Annotated in this window: 18 protein-coding genes and 4 pseudogenes; 7 read left to right on the top strand and 15 right to left on the bottom strand. The window is 43.6% G+C overall.

Features of this window, described 5'->3' with window-relative positions; translation table 11 throughout:
• Positions 1-180 precede the first annotated feature (180 nt).
• The gene (locus tag VZ94_RS31120; RefSeq protein ID WP_275575323.1) at positions 181-570 is read right to left on the bottom strand and encodes a lytic murein transglycosylase; all 390 of its coding nucleotides are present in this window, start codon (positions 568-570) and stop codon (positions 181-183) included.
• Between the two features lie 77 nt (positions 571-647).
• Positions 648-1,238, bottom strand: a complete 591-nt coding sequence (locus VZ94_RS31115; RefSeq protein ID WP_275575322.1) for a lytic murein transglycosylase — start codon at positions 1,236-1,238, stop codon at positions 648-650.
• Positions 1,239-1,582: 344 nt separating this feature from the next.
• Here VZ94_RS31115 and VZ94_RS18115 point away from each other — a divergent pair, with 344 nt between their 5' ends.
• Entirely contained in the window at positions 1,583-2,029 is a 447-nt protein-coding gene (locus VZ94_RS18115; protein WP_045780293.1) for a DUF411 domain-containing protein, read from the top strand.
• Positions 2,030-2,035: 6 nt separating this feature from the next.
• Here VZ94_RS18115 and ubiB read toward each other — a convergent pair.
• From ubiB to hslV, 6 genes and pseudogenes are all read right to left on the bottom strand, one after another.
• Positions 2,036-3,588: pseudogene (gene ubiB, locus VZ94_RS18110) on the bottom strand (ubiquinone biosynthesis regulatory protein kinase UbiB).
• Positions 3,585-4,241 (bottom strand): ubiquinone biosynthesis accessory factor UbiJ, encoded by a 657-nt coding sequence (locus tag VZ94_RS18105; protein ID WP_045780292.1) that lies wholly within the window; start codon positions 4,239-4,241, stop codon positions 3,585-3,587. Before VZ94_RS18105 ends, ubiB begins: the two are co-directional and overlap by 4 nt.
• The gene (ubiE, locus tag VZ94_RS18100) at positions 4,241-4,987 is read right to left on the bottom strand and encodes a bifunctional demethylmenaquinone methyltransferase/2-methoxy-6-polyprenyl-1,4-benzoquinol methylase UbiE (RefSeq protein WP_045780291.1); all 747 of its coding nucleotides are present in this window, start codon (positions 4,985-4,987) and stop codon (positions 4,241-4,243) included. The genes VZ94_RS18105 and ubiE overlap by 1 nt, the downstream gene beginning before the upstream one ends.
• A 24-nt stretch (positions 4,988-5,011) precedes the next feature.
• Positions 5,012-5,395 carry a gamma-butyrobetaine hydroxylase family protein gene (locus VZ94_RS18095; protein WP_045780290.1) on the bottom strand — a complete coding sequence of 128 codons (384 nt, stop codon included), beginning with the start codon at positions 5,393-5,395 and terminating at the stop codon, positions 5,012-5,014.
• Positions 5,396-5,543: 148 nt separating this feature from the next.
• A pseudogene (gene hslU, locus VZ94_RS18090) lies at positions 5,544-6,877 on the bottom strand (ATP-dependent protease ATPase subunit HslU).
• Between the two features lie 10 nt (positions 6,878-6,887).
• A complete protein-coding gene (hslV, locus tag VZ94_RS18085) occupies positions 6,888-7,439 on the bottom strand; it encodes an ATP-dependent protease subunit HslV (RefSeq protein WP_045780289.1) in 552 nt (183 codons plus the stop codon).
• A gap of 420 nt (positions 7,440-7,859) precedes the next feature.
• Between hslV and VZ94_RS18080 the strand changes: the two are divergent.
• Positions 7,860-8,872: pseudogene (locus VZ94_RS18080) on the top strand (tryptophan--tRNA ligase).
• A 25-nt stretch (positions 8,873-8,897) separates the two neighbouring features.
• On the opposite strand, the gene VZ94_RS26155 reads toward VZ94_RS18080, so the two are convergent.
• The gene (locus tag VZ94_RS26155) at positions 8,898-9,158 is read right to left on the bottom strand and encodes a hypothetical protein (protein ID WP_052700717.1); all 261 of its coding nucleotides are present in this window, start codon (positions 9,156-9,158) and stop codon (positions 8,898-8,900) included.
• 65 nt (positions 9,159-9,223) lie between these two features.
• On the opposite strand from VZ94_RS26155, the gene VZ94_RS23640 reads away from it, so the two are divergent.
• From VZ94_RS23640 to VZ94_RS23630, 5 genes are all read left to right on the top strand, one after another.
• Positions 9,224-9,586: a hypothetical protein gene (locus tag VZ94_RS23640; protein ID WP_052700716.1), complete on the top strand. Its 363-nt coding sequence runs from the start codon at positions 9,224-9,226 to the stop codon at positions 9,584-9,586.
• 125 nt (positions 9,587-9,711) lie between these two features.
• Positions 9,712-10,578, top strand: coding sequence for a glycoside hydrolase family 18 protein (locus tag VZ94_RS18070; RefSeq protein WP_045780288.1), 867 nt, complete (start codon positions 9,712-9,714; stop codon positions 10,576-10,578).
• Positions 10,579-10,670: 92 nt separating this feature from the next.
• Complete coding sequence (locus tag VZ94_RS23635; RefSeq protein ID WP_131655622.1) at positions 10,671-10,949, top strand: hypothetical protein; 279 nt, start codon at positions 10,671-10,673, stop codon at positions 10,947-10,949.
• Between the two features lie 79 nt (positions 10,950-11,028).
• Positions 11,029-12,027 carry a hypothetical protein gene (locus tag VZ94_RS18065; protein ID WP_052700714.1) on the top strand — a complete coding sequence of 333 codons (999 nt, stop codon included), beginning with the start codon at positions 11,029-11,031 and terminating at the stop codon, positions 12,025-12,027.
• Positions 12,017-13,651 (top strand): tetratricopeptide repeat protein, encoded by a 1,635-nt coding sequence (locus VZ94_RS23630; RefSeq protein WP_052700713.1) that lies wholly within the window; start codon positions 12,017-12,019, stop codon positions 13,649-13,651. The genes VZ94_RS18065 and VZ94_RS23630 overlap by 11 nt, the downstream gene beginning before the upstream one ends.
• Positions 13,652-13,688: 37 nt before the next feature.
• Here the strand turns inward: VZ94_RS23630 and VZ94_RS23625 are convergent, their stop codons facing one another.
• The 6 genes and pseudogenes from VZ94_RS23625 to VZ94_RS18040 form a co-directional block, all read right to left on the bottom strand.
• Positions 13,689-14,330 carry an efflux RND transporter periplasmic adaptor subunit gene (locus tag VZ94_RS23625; protein WP_052700712.1) on the bottom strand — a complete coding sequence of 214 codons (642 nt, stop codon included), beginning with the start codon at positions 14,328-14,330 and terminating at the stop codon, positions 13,689-13,691.
• Positions 14,323-15,234, bottom strand: coding sequence for a site-2 protease family protein (locus tag VZ94_RS23620; RefSeq protein ID WP_052700711.1), 912 nt, complete (start codon positions 15,232-15,234; stop codon positions 14,323-14,325). The genes VZ94_RS23625 and VZ94_RS23620 overlap by 8 nt, the downstream gene beginning before the upstream one ends.
• 25 nt (positions 15,235-15,259) lie before the next feature.
• Positions 15,260-17,161: an efflux RND transporter periplasmic adaptor subunit gene (locus VZ94_RS18050; protein WP_052700710.1), complete on the bottom strand. Its 1,902-nt coding sequence runs from the start codon at positions 17,159-17,161 to the stop codon at positions 15,260-15,262.
• Between the two features lie 60 nt (positions 17,162-17,221).
• Positions 17,222-17,341 (bottom strand): annotated as a pseudogene (locus VZ94_RS32885) (efflux RND transporter periplasmic adaptor subunit); the annotation flags it as partial.
• 43 nt (positions 17,342-17,384) lie between these two features.
• A complete protein-coding gene (locus VZ94_RS18045; RefSeq protein ID WP_052700709.1) occupies positions 17,385-17,969 on the bottom strand; it encodes an efflux RND transporter periplasmic adaptor subunit in 585 nt (194 codons plus the stop codon).
• A 26-nt stretch (positions 17,970-17,995) separates the two neighbouring features.
• On the bottom strand, positions 17,996-19,401 hold a 1,406-nt coding region (locus tag VZ94_RS18040), incomplete at its 5' end, for an Ig-like domain-containing protein (RefSeq protein ID WP_045780287.1).

Genomic DNA, 19,401 nt, shown 5'->3' with positions numbered 1-19,401 from the left:
CTAGGTTTTGGCAAAATGTAAGAAGTAGGTTTGTGAGTTGCTGATAGAAATTTAGCAGCAAGTATTCTGTTTTTTATCAACTTCCATAACAAGCAATAAATTTATTAAATATCATATAGATATAACAAGTTAGGTGCTAAAATCAACAGTATTGCATACCCTTCCTCACCCCAAAAACACTCAATTGTAATAACGTTGTTTTATAGCCTGTGCTAGTTGATGCACCGCCATAGCATATTTATCGCTGTTATTATATTTTTTTATCACTTTGAAGTTAGGGTGTACATACCAGTACTCCATGCCGTCATAAGTACTTAATTCAATCACCGAACTCTCATTAACTGGCGCTGAGCGTTTGGCTACCGGATTATGATAATGCCAGCCGCTACGCGAGAAATAATGCGCAACACTGCCTATGGCATCCGTTGGATCCCAGATATCGCTACGACCATTATTATCAAAATCCACTGCTAAGCGGCGGTAACTGCTGGGCATAAACTGCCCCAGCCCCATTGCTCCCGCCCAAGAGCCTACTGGCTCTCTTGGTTCATAACCTTGTTCACGAGTCATTAATAAATAATGTTCAAGTTCAGAAGTGAAAAATTTTTGAGCGTCTGTGAGTATCGAACGCTAGCGTTGTTAATGCATCAAAAATACAGGTTTTGCCAATATTTTTTACCAAAATAGGTTTCGACACCAATAATCGCAATAATATATTCAGCATCAACATGATAGGTAGCACTGGCTCTACTTACTGCGTGGGCATTTTCTCGCCAAAACGCAACACCTTCTTGAATATGTTTTTCCGTTAAAAATTTTTCACGATAACGTGTCCAGCTTCCTAATCTAGGCTTAGTAGGCCCGGTATAAGGCTGTGGACTTTCTAATTTAATCACCGAATCCAACCGTCTCGCGGTCGAGAACAAGCCGTTTAAATAAGTTTCAGAAAATCCGTGCTTATCAACCATGTATTGAATAAACCGGCGCAACTCAGGATAAGCCGCGTAAGTACCGTTAAGATTATTGGCATAATACGATTGCGACGGTGTTGAATAATACCCTCTATCGCTCTGGCTAAAAGGCTGGGTACTCTGAAACTCCTGCGGCGTAACAGGTTGGCTCGGTATAGTCTGAGTTATAGGCTGCGGCGGAGCAATAGGTTCTACCGGTTGTTCGGCACAACCTGCGAGAACCAGTGTTAATACAATTTTAGTAGAAATAGGTATTATTCGGTTCATAACTGCGTTTATCCGAAAATAAAATGGGTTAGACATATACAATATTGCCGATACTATGAAAAAACTATTAGGCTTAGGACGAGGTATCGCCTACTATTGTAGTTAAGTTCACGTAATGTTCTCTGGGTTAGCATACAAAACATTGTCGTTTTTACTTGAGAATTTATCTTTCAAGCCACATTCGACCTCATCTGTCGAACGATAAACCCATCGACAGATAGAGGCCGGGTGGATTGCCTCGCCCTCAAGAATGAGGTTACTATAAAAGATAACGAGGCAAAAGCCTCATTGTCAACTCAACTCAATCCCACTAAGGGGAAGGTTTCAACCAGCAAGGAATTTTGATGAAATTATTATCTACGTTAACGCTGTTATTAATAGGTACTAACTTAGCATCTGCCGAAACAACACCGTCTATTTCGGTCTATCGAAGCCCAACTTGTCAATGCTGTGAAAAATGGATAGAGCATTTAAAGCAAAATAACTTCAGCGTAGATGACCATGTAACCAGCGAATTAGACGAATTAAAACGTAAATATCAAATTAGTGCTGAGTTGGCTTCTTGTCATACAGCATTCGTTGGCGGTTATATTATTGAAGGTCATGTACCTGCCTCAGATATTAAAACCTTATTAAGTACTAACCTACCGTTTGCCGGTATATCAGCACCCGGTATGCCAGCCGGTTCACCCGGCATGGAAATGGGCGGCAAAAAAGATGCTTATGATGTAATTGGTTTTGATAAATACGGGCATACAGAAGTCTTTATACACCACCCTTCCAGCCCTTAAAACCTGTTAATGCAGTAAAATTGCAGCGCATAACATCGCTGCACTGATTAAAACAGCCCAGACCGTGACGCGTTGATTTTGCTCTAGTTGTTCACGCAACAACATTAATTCGCGGTCATGGTTTTGGGACTGTTGTTGTGCATCTGCTGCATTGACCAGTGCTTTATGCAATAGCCCTGGAAATTCTGGAAAATAATCTATCATGTCAGGCACTTGGTTAAACAGCTTACTCAGTTTAGCTTTTACACCCATGCGCTCTTTAAACCATTCCTCTAAAAATGGCTTAGCGGTTTGCCATAAATCTAAATCAGGATAAAGCTGTCGTCCTAAGCCTTCGATATTTAAAAGCGTTTTTTGTAATAACACTAATTGCGGCTGTACATGCATATCAAAACGTCTAGCCGTTTGGAATAGCCGTAACAACAATTGCCCAAACGAAATATCGCGTAGTGGTTTTTCAAAAATAGGCTCGCACACACTGCGTATAGCAGCTTCAAACTCTTCTATGCGAGTAGAACGCGAAATCCACCCAGACTCGACATGCATCTCAGCGACTTTACGGTAATCGCGATTGAAAAATGCTAAGAAATTTTCGGCCAAATAATGCTGATCAGATGCAGACAAACTGCCGATAATGCCAAAATCAATCGCAATATATTTACCTGGAATTTCAACGAAAATATTACCCGGATGCATATCGGCGTGAAAAAAATTATCTCTAAACACTTGAGTAAAGAAAATTTCTACGCCACGCTCGGCCAGTAATTTAAAGTCAGCACCCTGCTCTGTTAAGGTTTCAATATCACCGACCGGAATGCCGTAAATGCGCTCCATGACCATGACTTTGCTACGCGTAAACGGCCAATACACTTGTGGGATATAAATCATCGCAGAATTTTCAAAAATTTCTACGGATTTTAGCTGCGTTTGCCGCTTCTCGAATTAAATCCAGTTCGTCTAATGTTGTCTTTTCAAATTCGGCTACGACAGCCATAGGATGCAAGCGCTTGGCATCTGGCCAAAACTTTTTCGGCCATCCTGGCTATTTCGTAGATTAAACGCATGTCAGAATGAATCCGGCCTTCAATATCAGGCCGCAACACCTTGACCACGACTTTTTCCCCGGTATGTAACACAGCTCCATGCACTTGCGCGACAGATGCCGAAGCCATAGGTTTAGCTTCAAACTCGGCAAATGCTTCATGAATCGACATGCCTAATTCTTTTTCAATAATTTTGCGCGCAATGTCCTCACTAAACGGAGGGACACGATCCTGTAATTTGACCAGCTCATCAGCAATATCTTCTGCTAACAAGTCTTTACGCGTCGATAACGCTTGCCCAAACTTAACGTAAATAGGCCCAAGCTGCTCTAAAGCTTGTCTAATTCTGACACCGCGCGGTGCCGCATCGCGGGTCAACCAATAATAAGGTGTGATATAGGCTAAAAAGCGAATCGGTCTAAATAATTGCGTGTTCAAGACAATTTCATCCAGACCATTAATCGCAAAAACCCAATAAATATGGATTAAGCGAAGGATTATTTTGGGATGAATCACGGTTGTTCCGGTGTGTGCGTGATAAGAGTGGGCGGTGTTGCAGAGGTTAATCGCGCCTGTAAACGGGCGATTCTGAGGGCTAGTCGGTCATAATCTAAACGTAATTCATCGACCTCTTGATAAAACGCTTCGATTTCGGGCGCTGCCGGTAGTGTGCGGACTTCTTCTTGTAAAAACTCACTAAGATTGAGCTTGAATGTAGTTAAACTGTCTTGGCTCCAAGACCAGCCCGCATTGAGCTTTTCACTAACCTCATGGGCAAACTCAGGACTGGTCAATTGAGCAAGTTTTGCTTCAGGCTCTATGTTTACCTTTTTTAACAATTTTTGAAAATCACGTGCGACACGCACGTCGCCACTAATCGTAGCTTCGCCGGCAAAAACGGTTTGCATAGGGTGTTTGCTAACACCCATTTTAATAAACGCAAACACGCTGCCGCTAAGACGTGCATCAACCGGTGCTAAACTGTGCCGAGATAAGCTTATGCGGTCATCAGTGACCGAAAAATAAAGGCGTTCCTGAAAAGGTAACACGGTAATTTCGACCACTTTGCCATTTAACGGTGCTAACAATAACGCATGATTATTATCTAAACTTAGCAATTGATTTAACGCCGTTTGTAACACGTCTAGCAAAATCGTTTGCACAGCCATTAAATTTTATAGCCTCTATGCACAGCAACAATGCCTTGCGTCATATTGAAATAGTCACAACGCTCAAAGCCTGCCTCTTGCATCATTTGCTTAAGCGTCGATTGGTCAGGGTGCATACGAATCGACTCAGCTAAATAACGGTAACTTGCTTCATCATTGGCAACCAACTTACCAATTTTAGGCAAGATATTGAATGAATAAAAATCATAAACCGCTTCGGTGAGCTGATCGGTCGGTTTGGAAAACTCCAATACAATCAGCCGCCCGCCTGGCTTTAAAACCCTATGCATAGAGCGCAAGGCAGCGGCTTTATCGGTCACATTGCGTAAACCAAAGCCTATACACACGCAATCAAAGCTATTGTCTGCAAAAGGCAAACATTCCGCATTGACTTGCGCATAATGCACATTACCGGCTAAGCCTTTATCAATCATGCGATTACGGCCTTTTTTCAACATCTCAGCATTAATATCGGCCAGTACCACCTTACCGCTATCGCCTACTCGTTGTTCAAATAAGGCGGTTAAATCGCCTGTACCGCCTGCCAAATCCAAAACATGTTCACCTGAGCGAACCAGACTTAATGAAATAGCGATGCGTTTCCACAGTCGATGCACGCCTAATGACATTAAGTCATTCATTAAATCATAACGACCCGCAACCGAGTCAAAAACCCCACGCACCAGTTTTACTTTATCAGCGGTAGGGACTTGTTGGTAGCCAAAATGGGTTGTGTTATCAGTCATAAGCTCTAAAAATAAATTAATTAACTAGCAGACGGGCTGCCGAGTATAACCTGCGTCAGCCAGCTTTTGTAAATACAACGGCCATAACTGGTTATACTCAGCACCCAACGTGTATAAACAATCCCACGTGTAAATACCGGTGTCATGACCATCGCTAAACACAGGGCAAATCGCATAATTACCTATAGGCTTTATCGACACAATCGTGACCTGCTCTTTGCCTACTTGTAAGACTTCTTGACCTGGGCCATGACCTACCGCTTCTGCCGATTGGCTGAATACACGCAAATATTCGCTTGGCAGTGTGAAGACACTACCGTCATCGAAGCTTATTTCTAACGCATTCGATAATTGATGATGTTTGATTTCCGTAGGAAAACAATGACAAGGGCTAGTCGTTAAACGCATTGTTATAAAATATACTCCATACAATCATGTTTGCGATTTAAACAATCTTTCGTAGGGTGCGCTGTGCGCACCTTTTTCATTGGCTTTTAATGATAACTTATAAAGGTGTGCACAACGCACTCTACTTAAAAATCGACAACTTAACCGTTTAAAGTATATATCGGCTTAAATCTTCGTTTTTGACTAACTCAGTCAAATGCTCATCAACATAGTCAGCATCAATAACAATGGTTTTGTTGAGCAAGTCTGGCGCATTAAACGAAATATCTTCTAATAAACGCTCAAGAATCGTATGTAAAACGTCTTGCGCCTATATTTTCAGTGGTTTCATTCACTTCCCACCCTAATTCAGCAATACGCTTAACACCACCAGGTGCAAATGATAGCGTCACACCTTCGGTTGCTAATAAAGCTGCATATTGCTCGGTTAACGACGCATTGGGCTCAGTTAAGATACGAACAAAATCATCAGCGCTTAACGCACTTAATTCTACGCGAATCGGAAAACGGCCTTGTAATTCCGGTATTAAATCCGACGGTTTAGCGACATGGAACGCACCCGAAGCAATAAACAAAATATGGTCAGTTTTAATCATGCCATATTTAGTACTAACCGTGCTGCCTTCGACGATAGGTAATAAATCGCGTTGCACACCTTCGCGCGACACTTCGCCACTTCCCTCACCTAAACCCGAACGCTTACAAATTTTGTCGATTTCATCTAAAAATACAATACCGTTCTGCTCTACGGCATCGACCGCTCTGGTTTTAATATCTTCATCGTTAATCAGCTTAGCGGCTTCTTCTTCTTGCAGCACTTTTAAGGCCTTGCTGATTTTCATCTTACGCGTTTTGGTCCTATCACTGCCTAAATTTTGAAACATGCCTTGCAATTGGCTAGTCATTTCTTCCATGCCAGGAGGCGCCATGATTTCTACGCCCAGCGGTGCAACGTGTATGTCGATTTCAATTTCACGCTCGTTTAAATCACCTTCGCGCAATTTCTTACGCATTTTTTGCCGCGTCGATTCTTCTGATTCAGAGCGTGTGCCTAAAGGCGATAACGGTAACGGTAATAAGATGTCCAATATGCGCTCTTCCGCCGCATCAGCCGCAATATTCTGTACTTTTTCGATTTCAGCCGAACGCATCATTTTGACGGCAGAATCCACTAAATCGCGAATAATCGATTCCACATCGCGCCCCACGTAACCGACTTCAGTAAATTTAGTCGCTTCGATTTTGATAAACGGTGCATTGGCTAAACGAGCTAAACGTCTAGCGATTTCGGTCTTACCAACACCCGTAGGGCCTATCATTAAAATATTTTTAGGGGTAATTTCATCGCGTAGCTTGGCTTCGACTTGCTGTCTACGCCAGCGATTTCTCAGCGCGATAGCGACTGAACGTTTTAGCACCTGCTTGGCCTATGATGTGTTTATCAAGCTCGCTAACGATTTCTTTAGGCGTCATCACTGACATTTTGTCATTATTATTCATTGGGTTCTGCGATTAACTCTTCTATGCAAAAATTGTGATTGGTATATATACAAATATCGGCGGCAATAGACAGCGATTTTTCGACAATATCGCGGGCACTTAACTCGGTATTTTCCAGCAAAGCTCTCGCCGCTGATTGGGCATAAGCCCCGCCAGAGCCTATTGCCATTAAGTCGTATTCTGGCTCTATGACATCCCCAGTGCCGGACAGCACTAGCGACGTTTTCGCATCAGCGATAACTAACAGGGCTTCTAGCCGTCTTAACGCACGGTCAGTACGCCAATCTTTAGCCATATCGACAGCAGCTCGCGTTAATTGACCACGATGTTTCTCTAATTTGCCTTCAAAATGCTCAAACAACGTAAACGCATCAGCCGTTGCACCGGCAAATCCGGCAATCACTTTACCATGATATAAACTGCGCACTTTACGCGCATTACCTTTCATCACGGTGTTGCCTAAAGTGACCTGACCGTCGCCGCCGATAACGACTTTATCACCTCGACGCACCGATAATATGGTAGTTCCTTCAAACACGTTAATAATTCCTAAAAGTTAATGTTTCAATCCACACTCAACCTCATCGGTCGAGTGACACCCACCGACGGATAGAGACCGGTGGATTATCCATTCCCGTAAACTGAGATGTTACAGTTGGGGATAACGAGACTCACGTATCGTTGTCAAAATATAAAAATCCCACAGAAGGGAGAGGTTTCAGACCAGCAAGTAAATCTGATGAGTTTGGTTAATACAGCAATTTTACATGCTCTGCTTTTAAATGTGGGAAAAAATGTCACCAGTATAAACAAATACTGGCTAAGTCACTAACTTGTTCGCTATTAAGTCATTGTCAAGTGAGGTTTTACTGCTATATTGCCCTAATCGTCTGACTAGCACTAGAATTTACCGGGAATCCATGTAAGATGTCGCGCTCACTTAGCTACAAGGAACCTCCATATCATGAGCAAATCGATTGTATTAACAGGCATTACGACCACAGGAACGCCGCATTTAGGCAATTACGTCGGAGCCATTAAACCCGCCATAGCAGCCAGCAACAATCCAAACGTACAACCGTTTTATTTTTTAGCCGATTACCATGCGTTAATTAAATGCCATGAGCCCGAACGCGTTAGGCAATCCAGTTTAGAAATTGCAGCAAGCTGGCTAGCATTAGGCTAGATACACAAAATGCCGTGTTTTATCGCCAATCCGATGTGCCAGAAATCATAGAGCTTACTTGGATGTTAACCTGTGTTACAGCAAAAGGCTTAATGAACCGTGCTCATGCTTATAAAGCCGCCGTCGCTGACAACGAACAAAGCGGTGAAGCCGATGCCGATAAAGGCGTGACTATGGGCTTATTTAGCTATCCAATTTTAATGGCCGCCGATATTTTAATGTTTAAAGCCGATAAAATCCCAGTAGGCAAAGACCAAATCCAGCACATAGAAATGGCAAGAGATATTGCTGCCCGCTTTAACCACATTTACGGCGAACATTTTGTTTTACCAGAAGCCGTCATAGAAGAACACGGCGCGACATTATCAGGCTTAGATGGCCGGAAAATGAGCAAATCTTACAATAACACCATACCAATGTTCGAGCCGGAAAAAAGCCTGAAAAAATTAATTAATAAAATCAAAACTAACTCATTATTACCCGGCGAACCTAAAGACCCTGAAACGTGTACGCTGTTTAGCATTTATCAAGCGTTTGCCAGCCCGGCTGAAGTCGCAGAGATACGCAAACGCTATGCTGACGGGATTGCTTGGGGTGAAATGAAACAAGTCTTGTTTGAATTGATTAACAACCATCTTGCGCCCGCTAGAGAACGTTATTATGCGTTGTTAAGCGCACCTGAGCATATCGAAACCCAATTACAAGAAGGCGCCGCCAAAGCCCGCGCGATTAGTATGCCTTTTATTAAAGAATTACGTGCAGCAGTAGGTATCTCTAGGATAGGAAAATGACAACACGCCCCTTATTCCAATTTAGTCAATGTTTACAGCAATCATTAATCATCATAGGCAGTGAACTTTGGCTATGGATAGGGGTGACAATAGCTATTGCAGGGTTACTGGTACTTGGACGCCCGTTTCCCGTATTAGGTGTTTTTAACACGATAATGTCGGTGTTTCTTTGTGTCGGCCTGGCTAAATACTGTGATTTGAAACACACAAATCCAAAAACCGCACCGACATTATCCTGGGTTATCAAAACCAGCTTACCGTTAGCTATTCTTGTAGCGATAGGCATAGACTTATGCTGGTTTGTTTTTATGACTGCTGCCTATATTTTTGTCCGGAGCGCCCGCCAAAATCATGATATTTTTTGTCAATTGGCAAGTCCTACAACATATTCCCGAATTCGACAACGTCCATAACTTCGCCGCCTGGTTATTCACCTACGCCAATATCGCGTTAAGCTTTGGCTTATTAATACTTAGCGCGTTTGTCGGCTGGTTTACCCATCCATTAATGCTGTTCAACAACACACGCTTTAGCAAAGCCAAGCAAAAAAGCGCCAATGCCGCCAGTCAACACAGAAGCGCACTCGTCAAAACCATAGGTTTTATTATTTTCCAAGCATTTTTATGCTCTACCGTCACACCGCTATTAACACCGGTGTTACTGGTATTAACGGGTTGTTTAATTTATAACTCATATAAAGTGATATTTGCCTAGCCCCTAGCCGTTTACCTGATAAACACAACTGCAGTTGCTAATTATTAAACTCAGGCGTAAATTTAAGAGGCTGACTATAGCATCTGTCCAGCACTTTATTTACTTATTCCTTAGCGGAGGCAACTATGACTACAAGTAGAATCGCGCTTTATATTGGTAATGAATTATACCCAGGCCAAGGCAGCGACCCTGACTCAACGATAAAACAACTACACGCCAGCCCTTTAACCAGTCCCATCTTGAGCTTGTTAAACCAAAGTGCTCCCCCCAATCAGCAAATTCTCGTTTACAACGAGAAACAAAATCCTTTATTTAATACCTCTGGTGATTACTTAGGCGATAAGGATTGGCCACGCATCATTAGCGATTTGCGCAATGGCGGCAATATTCAAGAAGTGTACTTATCGTTTTCGACTAACGGCACGGAGTACATGGGTAATCTGCTTAACAGTAATAAAACCGCTGCGATGCAAATACTAACCTACATAAAAAATGACTTAGGCTTTGACGGCATTGATATAGATTACGAATATTCTGATTTTTCCAACACATCACCGCTTTTCACACTGGCTTCAGCCGCTATTGAAGCAAACTTAAAACTCACTGCCGCACCGTTTACCTTTCAATCGTCTTGGCAAGACTGGGTTAATTTTGTACAAAAACAACAAGGCACTGTATCGTGGTTAAACCTACAATGTTATGCCGGCGGCAAAACCAATAACCCAGGCGATTGGCTAAGTCTAGGCGTACCTATCGTGGCAGGCAGTTGTCCCAACTGCGCTAACCCACAAACCACTTGTACACCAGACAACATGCAAGCTCTTTTCACGCTATGGCGCACCGGCCAAGGCAGTGTACCCAACGCTTGCTGGAGTGGTACGCCTAATAAATCAGCCCAAGCCATAGGTGGTGGTTTTATCTGGGCGTACGGCAGTATTAGTAGCCAATTTTCGGATTACATGAATGCGCTTAAGATTGGGTTGGGTATGTAAGCAGTTAAACGTATCGTCTATCTTTAAGGCTAAACAAGCACAAGCTTAATCCGTATAATGTTTAGCCTTACTTAAACAACTTATTAACCATTATGAATCATTCAATGCCTTCTTATAAAAAAGCAACCCGAATGATAGAAATCGACAACGCCGTGCGTTTCGATGTTCCATTACCGCCCGAGCATGAGTTTTATGTTAATTTCTCTGATGTGCGTGGTGACTTTGAAGACCGGATGATATACAAAACCCTTAACGTCCACCCAAGTACGCTGATTTATAACCGCGAAGTCAACCAAAACAACAAAGTCATCTTGTTTTTAGCAGGTATGCGTGGCTCAGGCAAAAACGTCGGAACTGGCACAAATCGCTAAAAAACTCCATCACGCTAATGGGTTCTTTTGTGTGACATGCAACCTCGACGAAGGACTGGATTTAAACGACATGGAATATATGGACATATTAATATTCCAATTAGAGCGTTTATTTGAGTGTTTAAAAGATGTTGATATTCAACCTAAAGCGGACATACTCGCATCGTTACAAACCTGGTTTGGCGAACGGATAAACGAAGTCAATAAAGTTATTAAGCAACAAGGCGGCCTTGAAGTAGACATAGGACTGAAAGCACCCAGCCTACTGAGCTTTTTAGAAATCGCCGGTAAATTGAAAGCCAACATTACCGGCAGCAAAGAAAATGCAGATAAGATTCGCATGGCATTTCGCAATAACTTCACTGAATTTGCTAGAAAATTTAATGAATTTATTGAACATATCAACATCTTGCTACGTGAGCGGCAACAAGCGCAAGAACTATTATTTATTGTCGATGGCTTAGAAAAAACAGCGACTGTAGACATCCGCAAAAAGATTGTTCTCGAGGAAAGCAATCGCATTCGACAAATTAAAGTGAACACCATCTTTACGCTGCCTATCGAATTAATGCCGCAGGCCAATTTGCTCAACACGTTTAGTCGCTTGGTGTCATTTCCATTTGTAAAAATCCGTGAACGTGACGGTACGATTGTCGAAGCAGCAGTACAACGCTTTGAAGAATTTGTATATAAACGCATTGATGCTAGCCTATTCGACCAAGCGGAAACGGTGAGAACGGCTATTTTATTGAGTGGTGGCTCGCCACGCGAACTATTGCGTATACTCGAATATGCCAATATGTATGCTGATGAAGACGTCGGTCAAATCACTCGAAACGATTTAGATAAAGGCATCAAAAAGCTCGCTGCCGAAACTTCGCAGTATGTCTCTCAAGACGATTTAAACAAATTAAAAGAGCTGAAAGCGGCTAATCAAAACAACCTCCCCATGCCTTTTGATAAAGACTGGCAGGACTTATTGGAAAAGCTTATCGTATTAGAATACAACGACGGCAGTTATAAACGCGTTAGTCCTTTAGTCGAAGCCTCACCGCTTTATCAACAATATGTCGGATAATTACGACACAGAAACTCAGCCGTTATTCAAATTATTACGCACGGAAGCATTTCGCTTTATCATCGTTCGCTACCGGCATTTCTCCTCTGTGCAACGACTGCAAGCTGACTTGCGTCAGCGATTTCCAGACCGTCCTATCACCACCATCGATGCGGCTCTGCCAGCCTTTGATTACCGCGCTTTTTCGCAGCGCTATTTTACCCAAACACGGGGCTTTTTTTTCATCGAACACTTCGATGATGTGCTCAAAGAACAACGCGATAGCTTAGGTCAGGAAACACGGGAAATGGCACAACATAATGAACGGCGCCGGAATATCACGGCCGGATTAAACTTACGCAGAGACCGTTTAGCCCAACACCCTATCGCGTTATTTGTCTTTATTGCGGGTAGCGCCGGTGAACTGTATGCGAAAACTATTATGGAAAAAATGCCGGATTTATGGTCTTTTCGCTCATTGTTAATGGATTTAACTTATTTTCCAGAGCTGAGCATCGATGCGACTGCCGAAGCGCTACCAATGCAATCCATTAAGCTAAGCGCTATAAACGCCGAGGCTGAGCCTCAGAGCAACGAAGAATTAGCACGCTTATTACGCAATCTACAAGAAACCCCCGACACGGAAACCGCGTATCGGCTAACGCTGTACCCACAAATTGCCGAGCGACAAACTGACTTAGGGCTTTATCACGCGGCATTAGCCACGCTAGATGAATGGCAACAACAAGCCGGACAAAACCAAGCGTTGATTCTAATAAAAAAAGCAGATTTATTAACGACCTTAGGTGAGTTACAAACCGGGTTAACGCTACATCAACAAGCTCTTAACCTATATCGCCAAGAAAATGATTTAGCCAATATATCATTATGTTATGAACGAATCGGCTCTATTTATATTGAGCTGGGTGATTTAGCTCAAGCATTGATTTATTTTGAGCAATGTTTGTCATTAAGCAAAGAGCTATACGCTGCTAATCTTAATAACGAGTGGTTTAAACACAATTTAGCGATTGCCTATGAAAGACTGGGCAATACCCAAACAGCACTAGGTGATCTGGCACAGGCGTTAACTTATTTTGAAGAATTTTTGCGTTTAGGCAAAGAGCTCTATGCCGCCTACCCTAACAACGTCTCGTTTAAAAACGGCTTAGCGATAGCGCATGAAAAACTGGGCACTACCCAAAAAGCGCTTGGCAATTTGACACAGGCGCTAGCGTATTTTGAACAGGATTTATCATTAAGCCAAGAACTCTATGCTACTTACCCTAGCAACATGTCGTTCAAACATGGCGTAGCAATTGCCTACTCAAAACTCGGCGAAACCAAGACAGCACAGGGAGATTTGACACAAGCGTTAACGTATTTTGAGGAATACTTACGTTTATGCAAAGAACTCTATTCTGCATACCCTAGCGATGTGTCGTTTAAAAACAGCTTAGCGCTTGCGCTTGCAAACCTCGGCCGCTTACATCTGCAACTTAACCAACTCGACTTAACCCGCGATTATTTTAACCGCAGTCAAACGCTGTGGGCAGAGCTTGTCCATAGCGCACCTGACTTTAAAGCATTTCAAAACCACCTTGCTTGGGTTAAGCAGATATTAGCCGCGTTATCGAAGCTCTGACCACGTTACGTTTAATCAGCATACTGACCTCTATCTACTAAAACCCACTCTCCCGTATCAACACCGCTGCGGTTATATCAAACACGCGTTGTATGAAACTTCTAGGCTTTGCGTTAATAACAGCTATACCGCGTTGTATGTGTTTAGGCGGGTCTAATAGGTCAGGCTTTAAGCGCACGGCAAACACAGATTGCGTAGGGATTAGCCTGTGTTCGGGGTCAGTTTGCACGGCGGTTTGGCCATCATATATGGAAGCAAAATAAGGACTGTCTAAGGCGTGTACGTTAACTTTGTCGATTTCTGTGACGGTGACAGGAATCGCCGTTGATACGCCATCATCGGCGATAAATTTTCCGGTTTGGGCTAAGGCTAATACGGCAACGGCTTCAGCATCAGCCAGGCTTTGCACCATGACGGCACCGGGTGCGACTAAGGTGGCTAAAGCCTGTTCGGTATTTAACCAGCGCTTAGCATGTAAGCCCGTCGCTATATCTGTGACCGTCGCTGCGAAGGGTGCAGTAATGTTGAGTTGTTTAAGTTGCTGTTCTAACCCGGCTAATTTAGCCGATTCTGTTGACCATTGTTGCATAGCAACTTGTAAGTCTGATGATTCCTCACGGGTAGTCGTCGCGCGTTCTAGCCGTAGTTTGTAATAGTCTAAGCGTTTACGACTAAGCAAAAATGTCGTCTTCGAGTTTAGGCGATTCTAATTTGAATAGTAGCTGCCCTTGTGTGACGCGTTGTCCGGGTGTCACTAACACTTGCGCAATTCTAGCGGGTTGCGGCGGGTATAGTGTGGTGTGACGTTCAGCGCGTAAAATGGCCGGTAAATAAACAGTGTCGTGCCAAGGCGTTATTAAGCCAACGACGATGAATATTACGCTTAAGACGATGAGTTTGGGATGTTTTAATGGAATCGCTTGTTTAGCTAATAAGCGCCATTGTTTAAATTCGGCGATGATGGGCTTGGCGATAAACCAAACGATTTCGACAGCAAATAACACAATACCTAATAATTTAAAAAAAAAGTGGTAAACCAGTAGCGCTAAACCGGTAAAAACTATAAGCCGGTATAGCCACGTGATATAAGAGTAAACCACCATTTTGCTCATGGTCGCTTTGGGCAAGATTTCAGGCGGTTCTTGGTTGTCGGCGAATAACCAGCACCGTAATCGCCAACGCGCTATCGCAAACGCTCTGGCTTGTAAGTTTTCTATACCCCACGCATCTGATAACAAATAATAACCATCGAAGCGCATTAACGGGCTTAAGTTGACGCTTAAGGTTATCAGCCAGGTCGAACTCGATAATAGAAACGCGGCACTTCTAACTGGGCCATCGGGTAAAAAATTCCATGCAAATGTGGCGATAATCGCTAAGGCGATTTCCGTTATCATGCCAGCCGCCCCTATCGCTAAGCGCTGTTGCTTTGAGCTTAAGCGCCACGCATCGCTGACATCGGTGTAAGGCATAGGCAGCATGGCCATAAACGCAAGCCCCATTACTGGGACGCGGCAACCATAACGCGCTGCAGTATACGCATGACCGAGTTCGTGCAGTAATTTGGAAAAGCCTATTGCCAAGCCGTAAAAAAACAGCCCTTGCCAATTAAAAAAAGTGTAGAAAAGTTGCCCAATACACCTCCCATTGCCTTGAGACTAAGTAAATACTGAGCAACGCTAATGCCAGCAGTAAATAGGCAAAACGTACGTCAAAACAAAACTGTAAATAGGGTAACGTGCGGTGTAAAAATCGGTTAGGTCTAACTAAAGGTAAGCGAAAAAATAAGTAATGGTGGACAAGCTGTTGATACCAAGGTGGACGGCTAGCGCGGTATTGTTGTAGATAGGCATCGTATCCGCCATTAACCGGTTGCTCTGTTAAATTATTGGCGTGTAAGAAACGTATTAAATCCATGACGTCTTGCTCACCTAACTGACACGTCGTTTCTTGCTTTACACAGTGTAATAACGCTGTGACAGTGCCTTTTGACCAACGTGTGAGCAATTGATAATACGCCCAGCCAATACGAAAATACTTGCCGCGCGCGGGATCGTAAACTGTCCATGTCGGTGTGCCATAATGTCCACTAGGGCCTTCCCGGTATTGTAGGTCTTCTCGTAACCGAGGTAAGGGAATCGTTTTTTGGTCTAACATTAAATGCCTAAAATATTGCCGCAAAAAAGCAATAGGCCGTCGGAATAAGTAATATACCAACGGCGCTTTTTGGCCATACAGTTTGGCGGTACCTTGCCAACCGATACGCATGGTGTCGCTAGGTTCATGGCTAAACTTAGCTTGGATGCGATATGCCAGCAAATCGCCCGACATGACTTCCGCTTGATAAGTCGTTTGGGTTATTTTTGCACTCATCGCATGTAACGGGTCGGCATCAAAAAATACCAGTGCGTCAGCATCAGTATCTAATGGTATCGCATCTTTTACCGGTAAATTAATGCGTAATGCCATGTGTTTAGGGTCGGCTAATTCCATGATGGTTTCGCCGGTTTTAACTGGTTTACCTTCCCATTCCAGCGCGTCATTAAATAAAGCCACCCCTGCCCTATCGGCTTTAATTTCAACCCGTGCCAACATATCGCGCGCATAATCGCGCTCGGCTTTGGCTAAATCGACTTTGGCTTTTAGTAACGCGACATCGGCTTTAACTTTTGGGTCGATAAATGAGGCTTGCATCGCCCGTAAATGCTCGGTTTCGGCTACGCTTAAGGTTTTATCGGCAACTTCATAATCATTGCGCAATACCGTATCTTCAAACCGAATTAATACTTGTCCGGGTTGAACATAGCTATTAGGTTCTATCACAATATCGGCAATCACTCCATCAATACCCGCACTGACCATAATAGGCTCATCAGGTACTATTTCGGCTGGCGCTAACGTCGAAAGCCGAACGGGAATCAATGCTACGAGTAGTAAACCTATCAAGCCATAGCGCACAATGGGTTTACGCCAAACGTGCCTAGTAATCGTTTTAGGTAACGCTTGCAACGCATGAGCATAGGTTTCTGCTAATCGTTCTAGCAAGGTCAACTCATTGTCTTGCCACGGCAATTCTCGCGCTAACCATATCCCACCCATCACTTTACCTGCTGGTGTTTTCATGGCCGCCCACGCCACATAAGGCAATGAGAAATCAGCCCACGCCTCAGCACTTTCCGCATCGACCATCGTCGCGTCAAGTGCCGCTAACGTAAGCTCAGGATTTGCGCGTTGCCAGGTGTTTAGATTCTGCTCTAACCACTGCACCATAGGCGCGTCTTTATCGACAACAGCAATACTTGAAATGGCTTTAGCCCGCATCGTATTACGCGTGTTGTCGTCAGCGATAAAAATAACCGCTTGCCGGTAATTAATCAGCCGCCGTGTTTCGTTAACGATATAAAAATATAACGCGTCGATTTCTTGTACGCGTCTAGCCGATGCTTCTAATTGTAATAAAACAAGCAGGGGTTCTGTTGCCGCAGGTTGTGTGCTAACCGGAGTATCCATGAATTGTGATGACTACCTAAGCGTAATCTGATTTCGTTTAGGTAGTGTGCTAGTAAGAGTTCACTGAGGAAAAAGTGCGCTGCCACTCATGCCAGCTAAAAGGCTTTTATTGTGATTAATTAAGCTCGCTATTATCCGAATAGTTTGGCTAACTGGATCGACTCTAGCGCCAATTTCTGTAACTTTAGCCGGGTACTCTTGGCCTGTTTCATCGACTTTAAATTTAAACGTTTGTCCCCGTTTTTAGGGTAGTTAACCATTTTGACGGCACTAGTAACGAAATTTCCAACGTGCTGTCGTCCAGAATTCTTAGTAATTCTTTACCCGGCGATACGGTTTCATGCGCATGAGCAATAGTTTCTTCTACCCGTCCACTCCAAGGTGCACGAATTTCACAACCGTTAACCATCGATTTAGCAACATTAACTTCTGCCCTTGCCTTAGCAGTTTCTGCTTGTGACACTTCAACTTCTAAACGCGCAGTCGCATTATAGCTGGCCAGTTCTTCATTATTATCTGAAGTTTTCTTTTTAGCAGTGAACTCAGCTTCGGCTGCTACTTGTTCGGCTTTATAACGCGTACAGTCGAATTTAACTAAGATATCGCCTTTTTTAAAACGCTTGCCTTCGGTAACAGGTAAATCGCTTATTGTGGCTAAAATTTCTGACGATAAAGTCGCCTCATGTATCGGCTTTAACATGCCGCGCACCGGCGATGCAGAATTATTTTGTTGGCTAATGACTTCTTCGGCATTTACTATGCCGGTTAATACCAACAACAAACAAGAAAAAATATTTTTATAAATCATAAAGTTATCTACCTTAGTTATGGACACTAAACAACCATATCGGTATTTTTTAATTTCTGTGAACGATGTTGCATTTGTCCATACAAATATTCCAACCACTCATTAAATCTGCCAGAAACGCTATTAAATCGCTGCATCATTAATTGAGCATCATTATCAAGCTGGCCTAACCAGGTTTGAATATAAGCAATCTCAGCTCGATCAAACTCTGTATCTTCATTGCCATAGTTTTCTAAGTATTCTGTTAGCATTTCGTCTAACCGTTCAACAAAGAATTTGAGCTGAGCAATGCGTTGTACTTCCTTCATAATTGGATAGAACACGCTGGCTTCCAAGTTTGATATTGAATCTAAGTCATTGATTTCGGTTACCACTTTTAGTAACGGTAAGATTCGGATAATTTCGTTTTCTACCTCAATTAAATGCGGGAAAACAAATTTATTTAACAGGCTTAAATCGCCGGCATTCCAAAGATTATCCGGTGAAAACGGTTGTGCGGGTGCCACCGATAAGGTTAATTCAGCGGTCGATTCACCGCCTTTACCGTCTGAAATGGTGTAAGTAATAGTCGGTACCTCACCAACAAAATTGTCAAACGGTGTGAATAAATAGCTACCGTCAGCGTTAATCACTATCACGCCGACATTAGGAATCGTCACAATATCACCCGCCTTAAACGTACCCGACATCCCTTCAATACTGTATTGGGTAATGCTAATGGTATCGCCATCTGGGTCGCTGTCATTGCCTAATAAATTACCGGTAGCCGCAGAACCTTCTTCAATAGGCTCGTTGCTGTCATTTTCTGCAAGCGGTGGGTTATTAGGAATATCAACTTCATTAACCGTTATCGTGACCGTTGCTGTCTCAAGTGTACCCTCCGGGCTTTCAACGGTGTAAATGAAGCTGTCGCTGCCGACGTAGCCTGGGTTCGGCGTGTAGGTCAAAGTGCCATCAGCATTGATAGTGACCGTACCGTGGCTAGGCGTTGTGACGTTGGTGATGACTGGACTGCCTTCAAAACTGTCGTTGTCTAAGACATCTATAGTGATAGTGCTATCTTGATTGAGCGTGACGTTGTCATCTGTGATGTCGGTGACCGGTGTAACGCTTAAGGTTAATGTGCTGGTGGTGCTGAACTCGCCGTCGCTGACTGTGACGGTGATTTCAGGCACGGGGCCGTGATAGTCCGGCTCGGGCGTGAAGCTGTACTGACCGTCGGCGCTTAAGCTGAACGTGCCGATGCCTGGGATAGTCGCGCTGTCGCCTGGGTTATAGGCTTCGCCGTCGATAGTAAAGCCAGTCACCGTCAGTTCGTCGCCATCCGGGTCGCGGTCGTTGGCTAAGACGTTGCCGGTTTGCACGTCATCTTCTAGGCCGATGCCCGTGTCATTGCTGGCCGTTGGCGCATGGTTAACCGGGTTGACCACGA

It is taken from the genome of Methylocucumis oryzae, from assembly GCF_000963695.1.
GTDB lineage: Bacteria > Pseudomonadota > Gammaproteobacteria > Methylococcales > Methylomonadaceae > Methylovulum > Methylovulum oryzae.
Note: the sequence above shows the minus strand (reverse complement) of the source record. Positions and strands in the feature narration are given on the sequence as shown.

What these genes read in the sequence shown, in the direction of transcription:
- VZ94_RS31120 (WP_275575323.1), bottom strand. Translation starts at nt 570, where the DNA reads ATGACTCGTGAACAAGGTTATGAACCAAGAGAGCCAGTAGGCTCTTGG.
- VZ94_RS31115 (WP_275575322.1), bottom strand. Translation starts at nt 1,238, where the DNA reads ATGAACCGAATAATACCTATTTCTACTAAAATTGTATTAACACTGGTT.
- VZ94_RS18115 (WP_045780293.1), top strand. Translation starts at nt 1,583, where the DNA reads ATGAAATTATTATCTACGTTAACGCTGTTATTAATAGGTACTAACTTA.
- VZ94_RS18105 (WP_045780292.1), bottom strand. Translation starts at nt 4,241, where the DNA reads ATGGCTGTGCAAACGATTTTGCTAGACGTGTTACAAACGGCGTTAAAT.
- ubiE (WP_045780291.1), bottom strand. Translation starts at nt 4,987, where the DNA reads ATGACTGATAACACAACCCATTTTGGCTACCAACAAGTCCCTACCGCT.
- VZ94_RS18095 (WP_045780290.1), bottom strand. Translation starts at nt 5,395, where the DNA reads ATGCGTTTAACGACTAGCCCTTGTCATTGTTTTCCTACGGAAATCAAA.
- VZ94_RS26155 (WP_052700717.1), bottom strand. Translation starts at nt 9,158, where the DNA reads ATGCCTATCGCTACAAGAATAGCTAACGGTAAGCTGGTTTTGATAACC.
- VZ94_RS23640 (WP_052700716.1), top strand. Translation starts at nt 9,224, where the DNA reads ATGATATTTTTTGTCAATTGGCAAGTCCTACAACATATTCCCGAATTC.
- VZ94_RS18070 (WP_045780288.1), top strand. Translation starts at nt 9,712, where the DNA reads ATGACTACAAGTAGAATCGCGCTTTATATTGGTAATGAATTATACCCA.
- VZ94_RS23635 (WP_131655622.1), top strand. Translation starts at nt 10,671, where the DNA reads ATGAATCATTCAATGCCTTCTTATAAAAAAGCAACCCGAATGATAGAA.
- VZ94_RS18065 (WP_052700714.1), top strand. Translation starts at nt 11,029, where the DNA reads ATGGACATATTAATATTCCAATTAGAGCGTTTATTTGAGTGTTTAAAA.
- VZ94_RS23630 (WP_052700713.1), top strand. Translation starts at nt 12,017, where the DNA reads ATGTCGGATAATTACGACACAGAAACTCAGCCGTTATTCAAATTATTA.
- VZ94_RS18050 (WP_052700710.1), bottom strand. Translation starts at nt 17,161, where the DNA reads ATGGATACTCCGGTTAGCACACAACCTGCGGCAACAGAACCCCTGCTT.
- VZ94_RS18045 (WP_052700709.1), bottom strand. Translation starts at nt 17,969, where the DNA reads ATGATTTATAAAAATATTTTTTCTTGTTTGTTGTTGGTATTAACCGGC.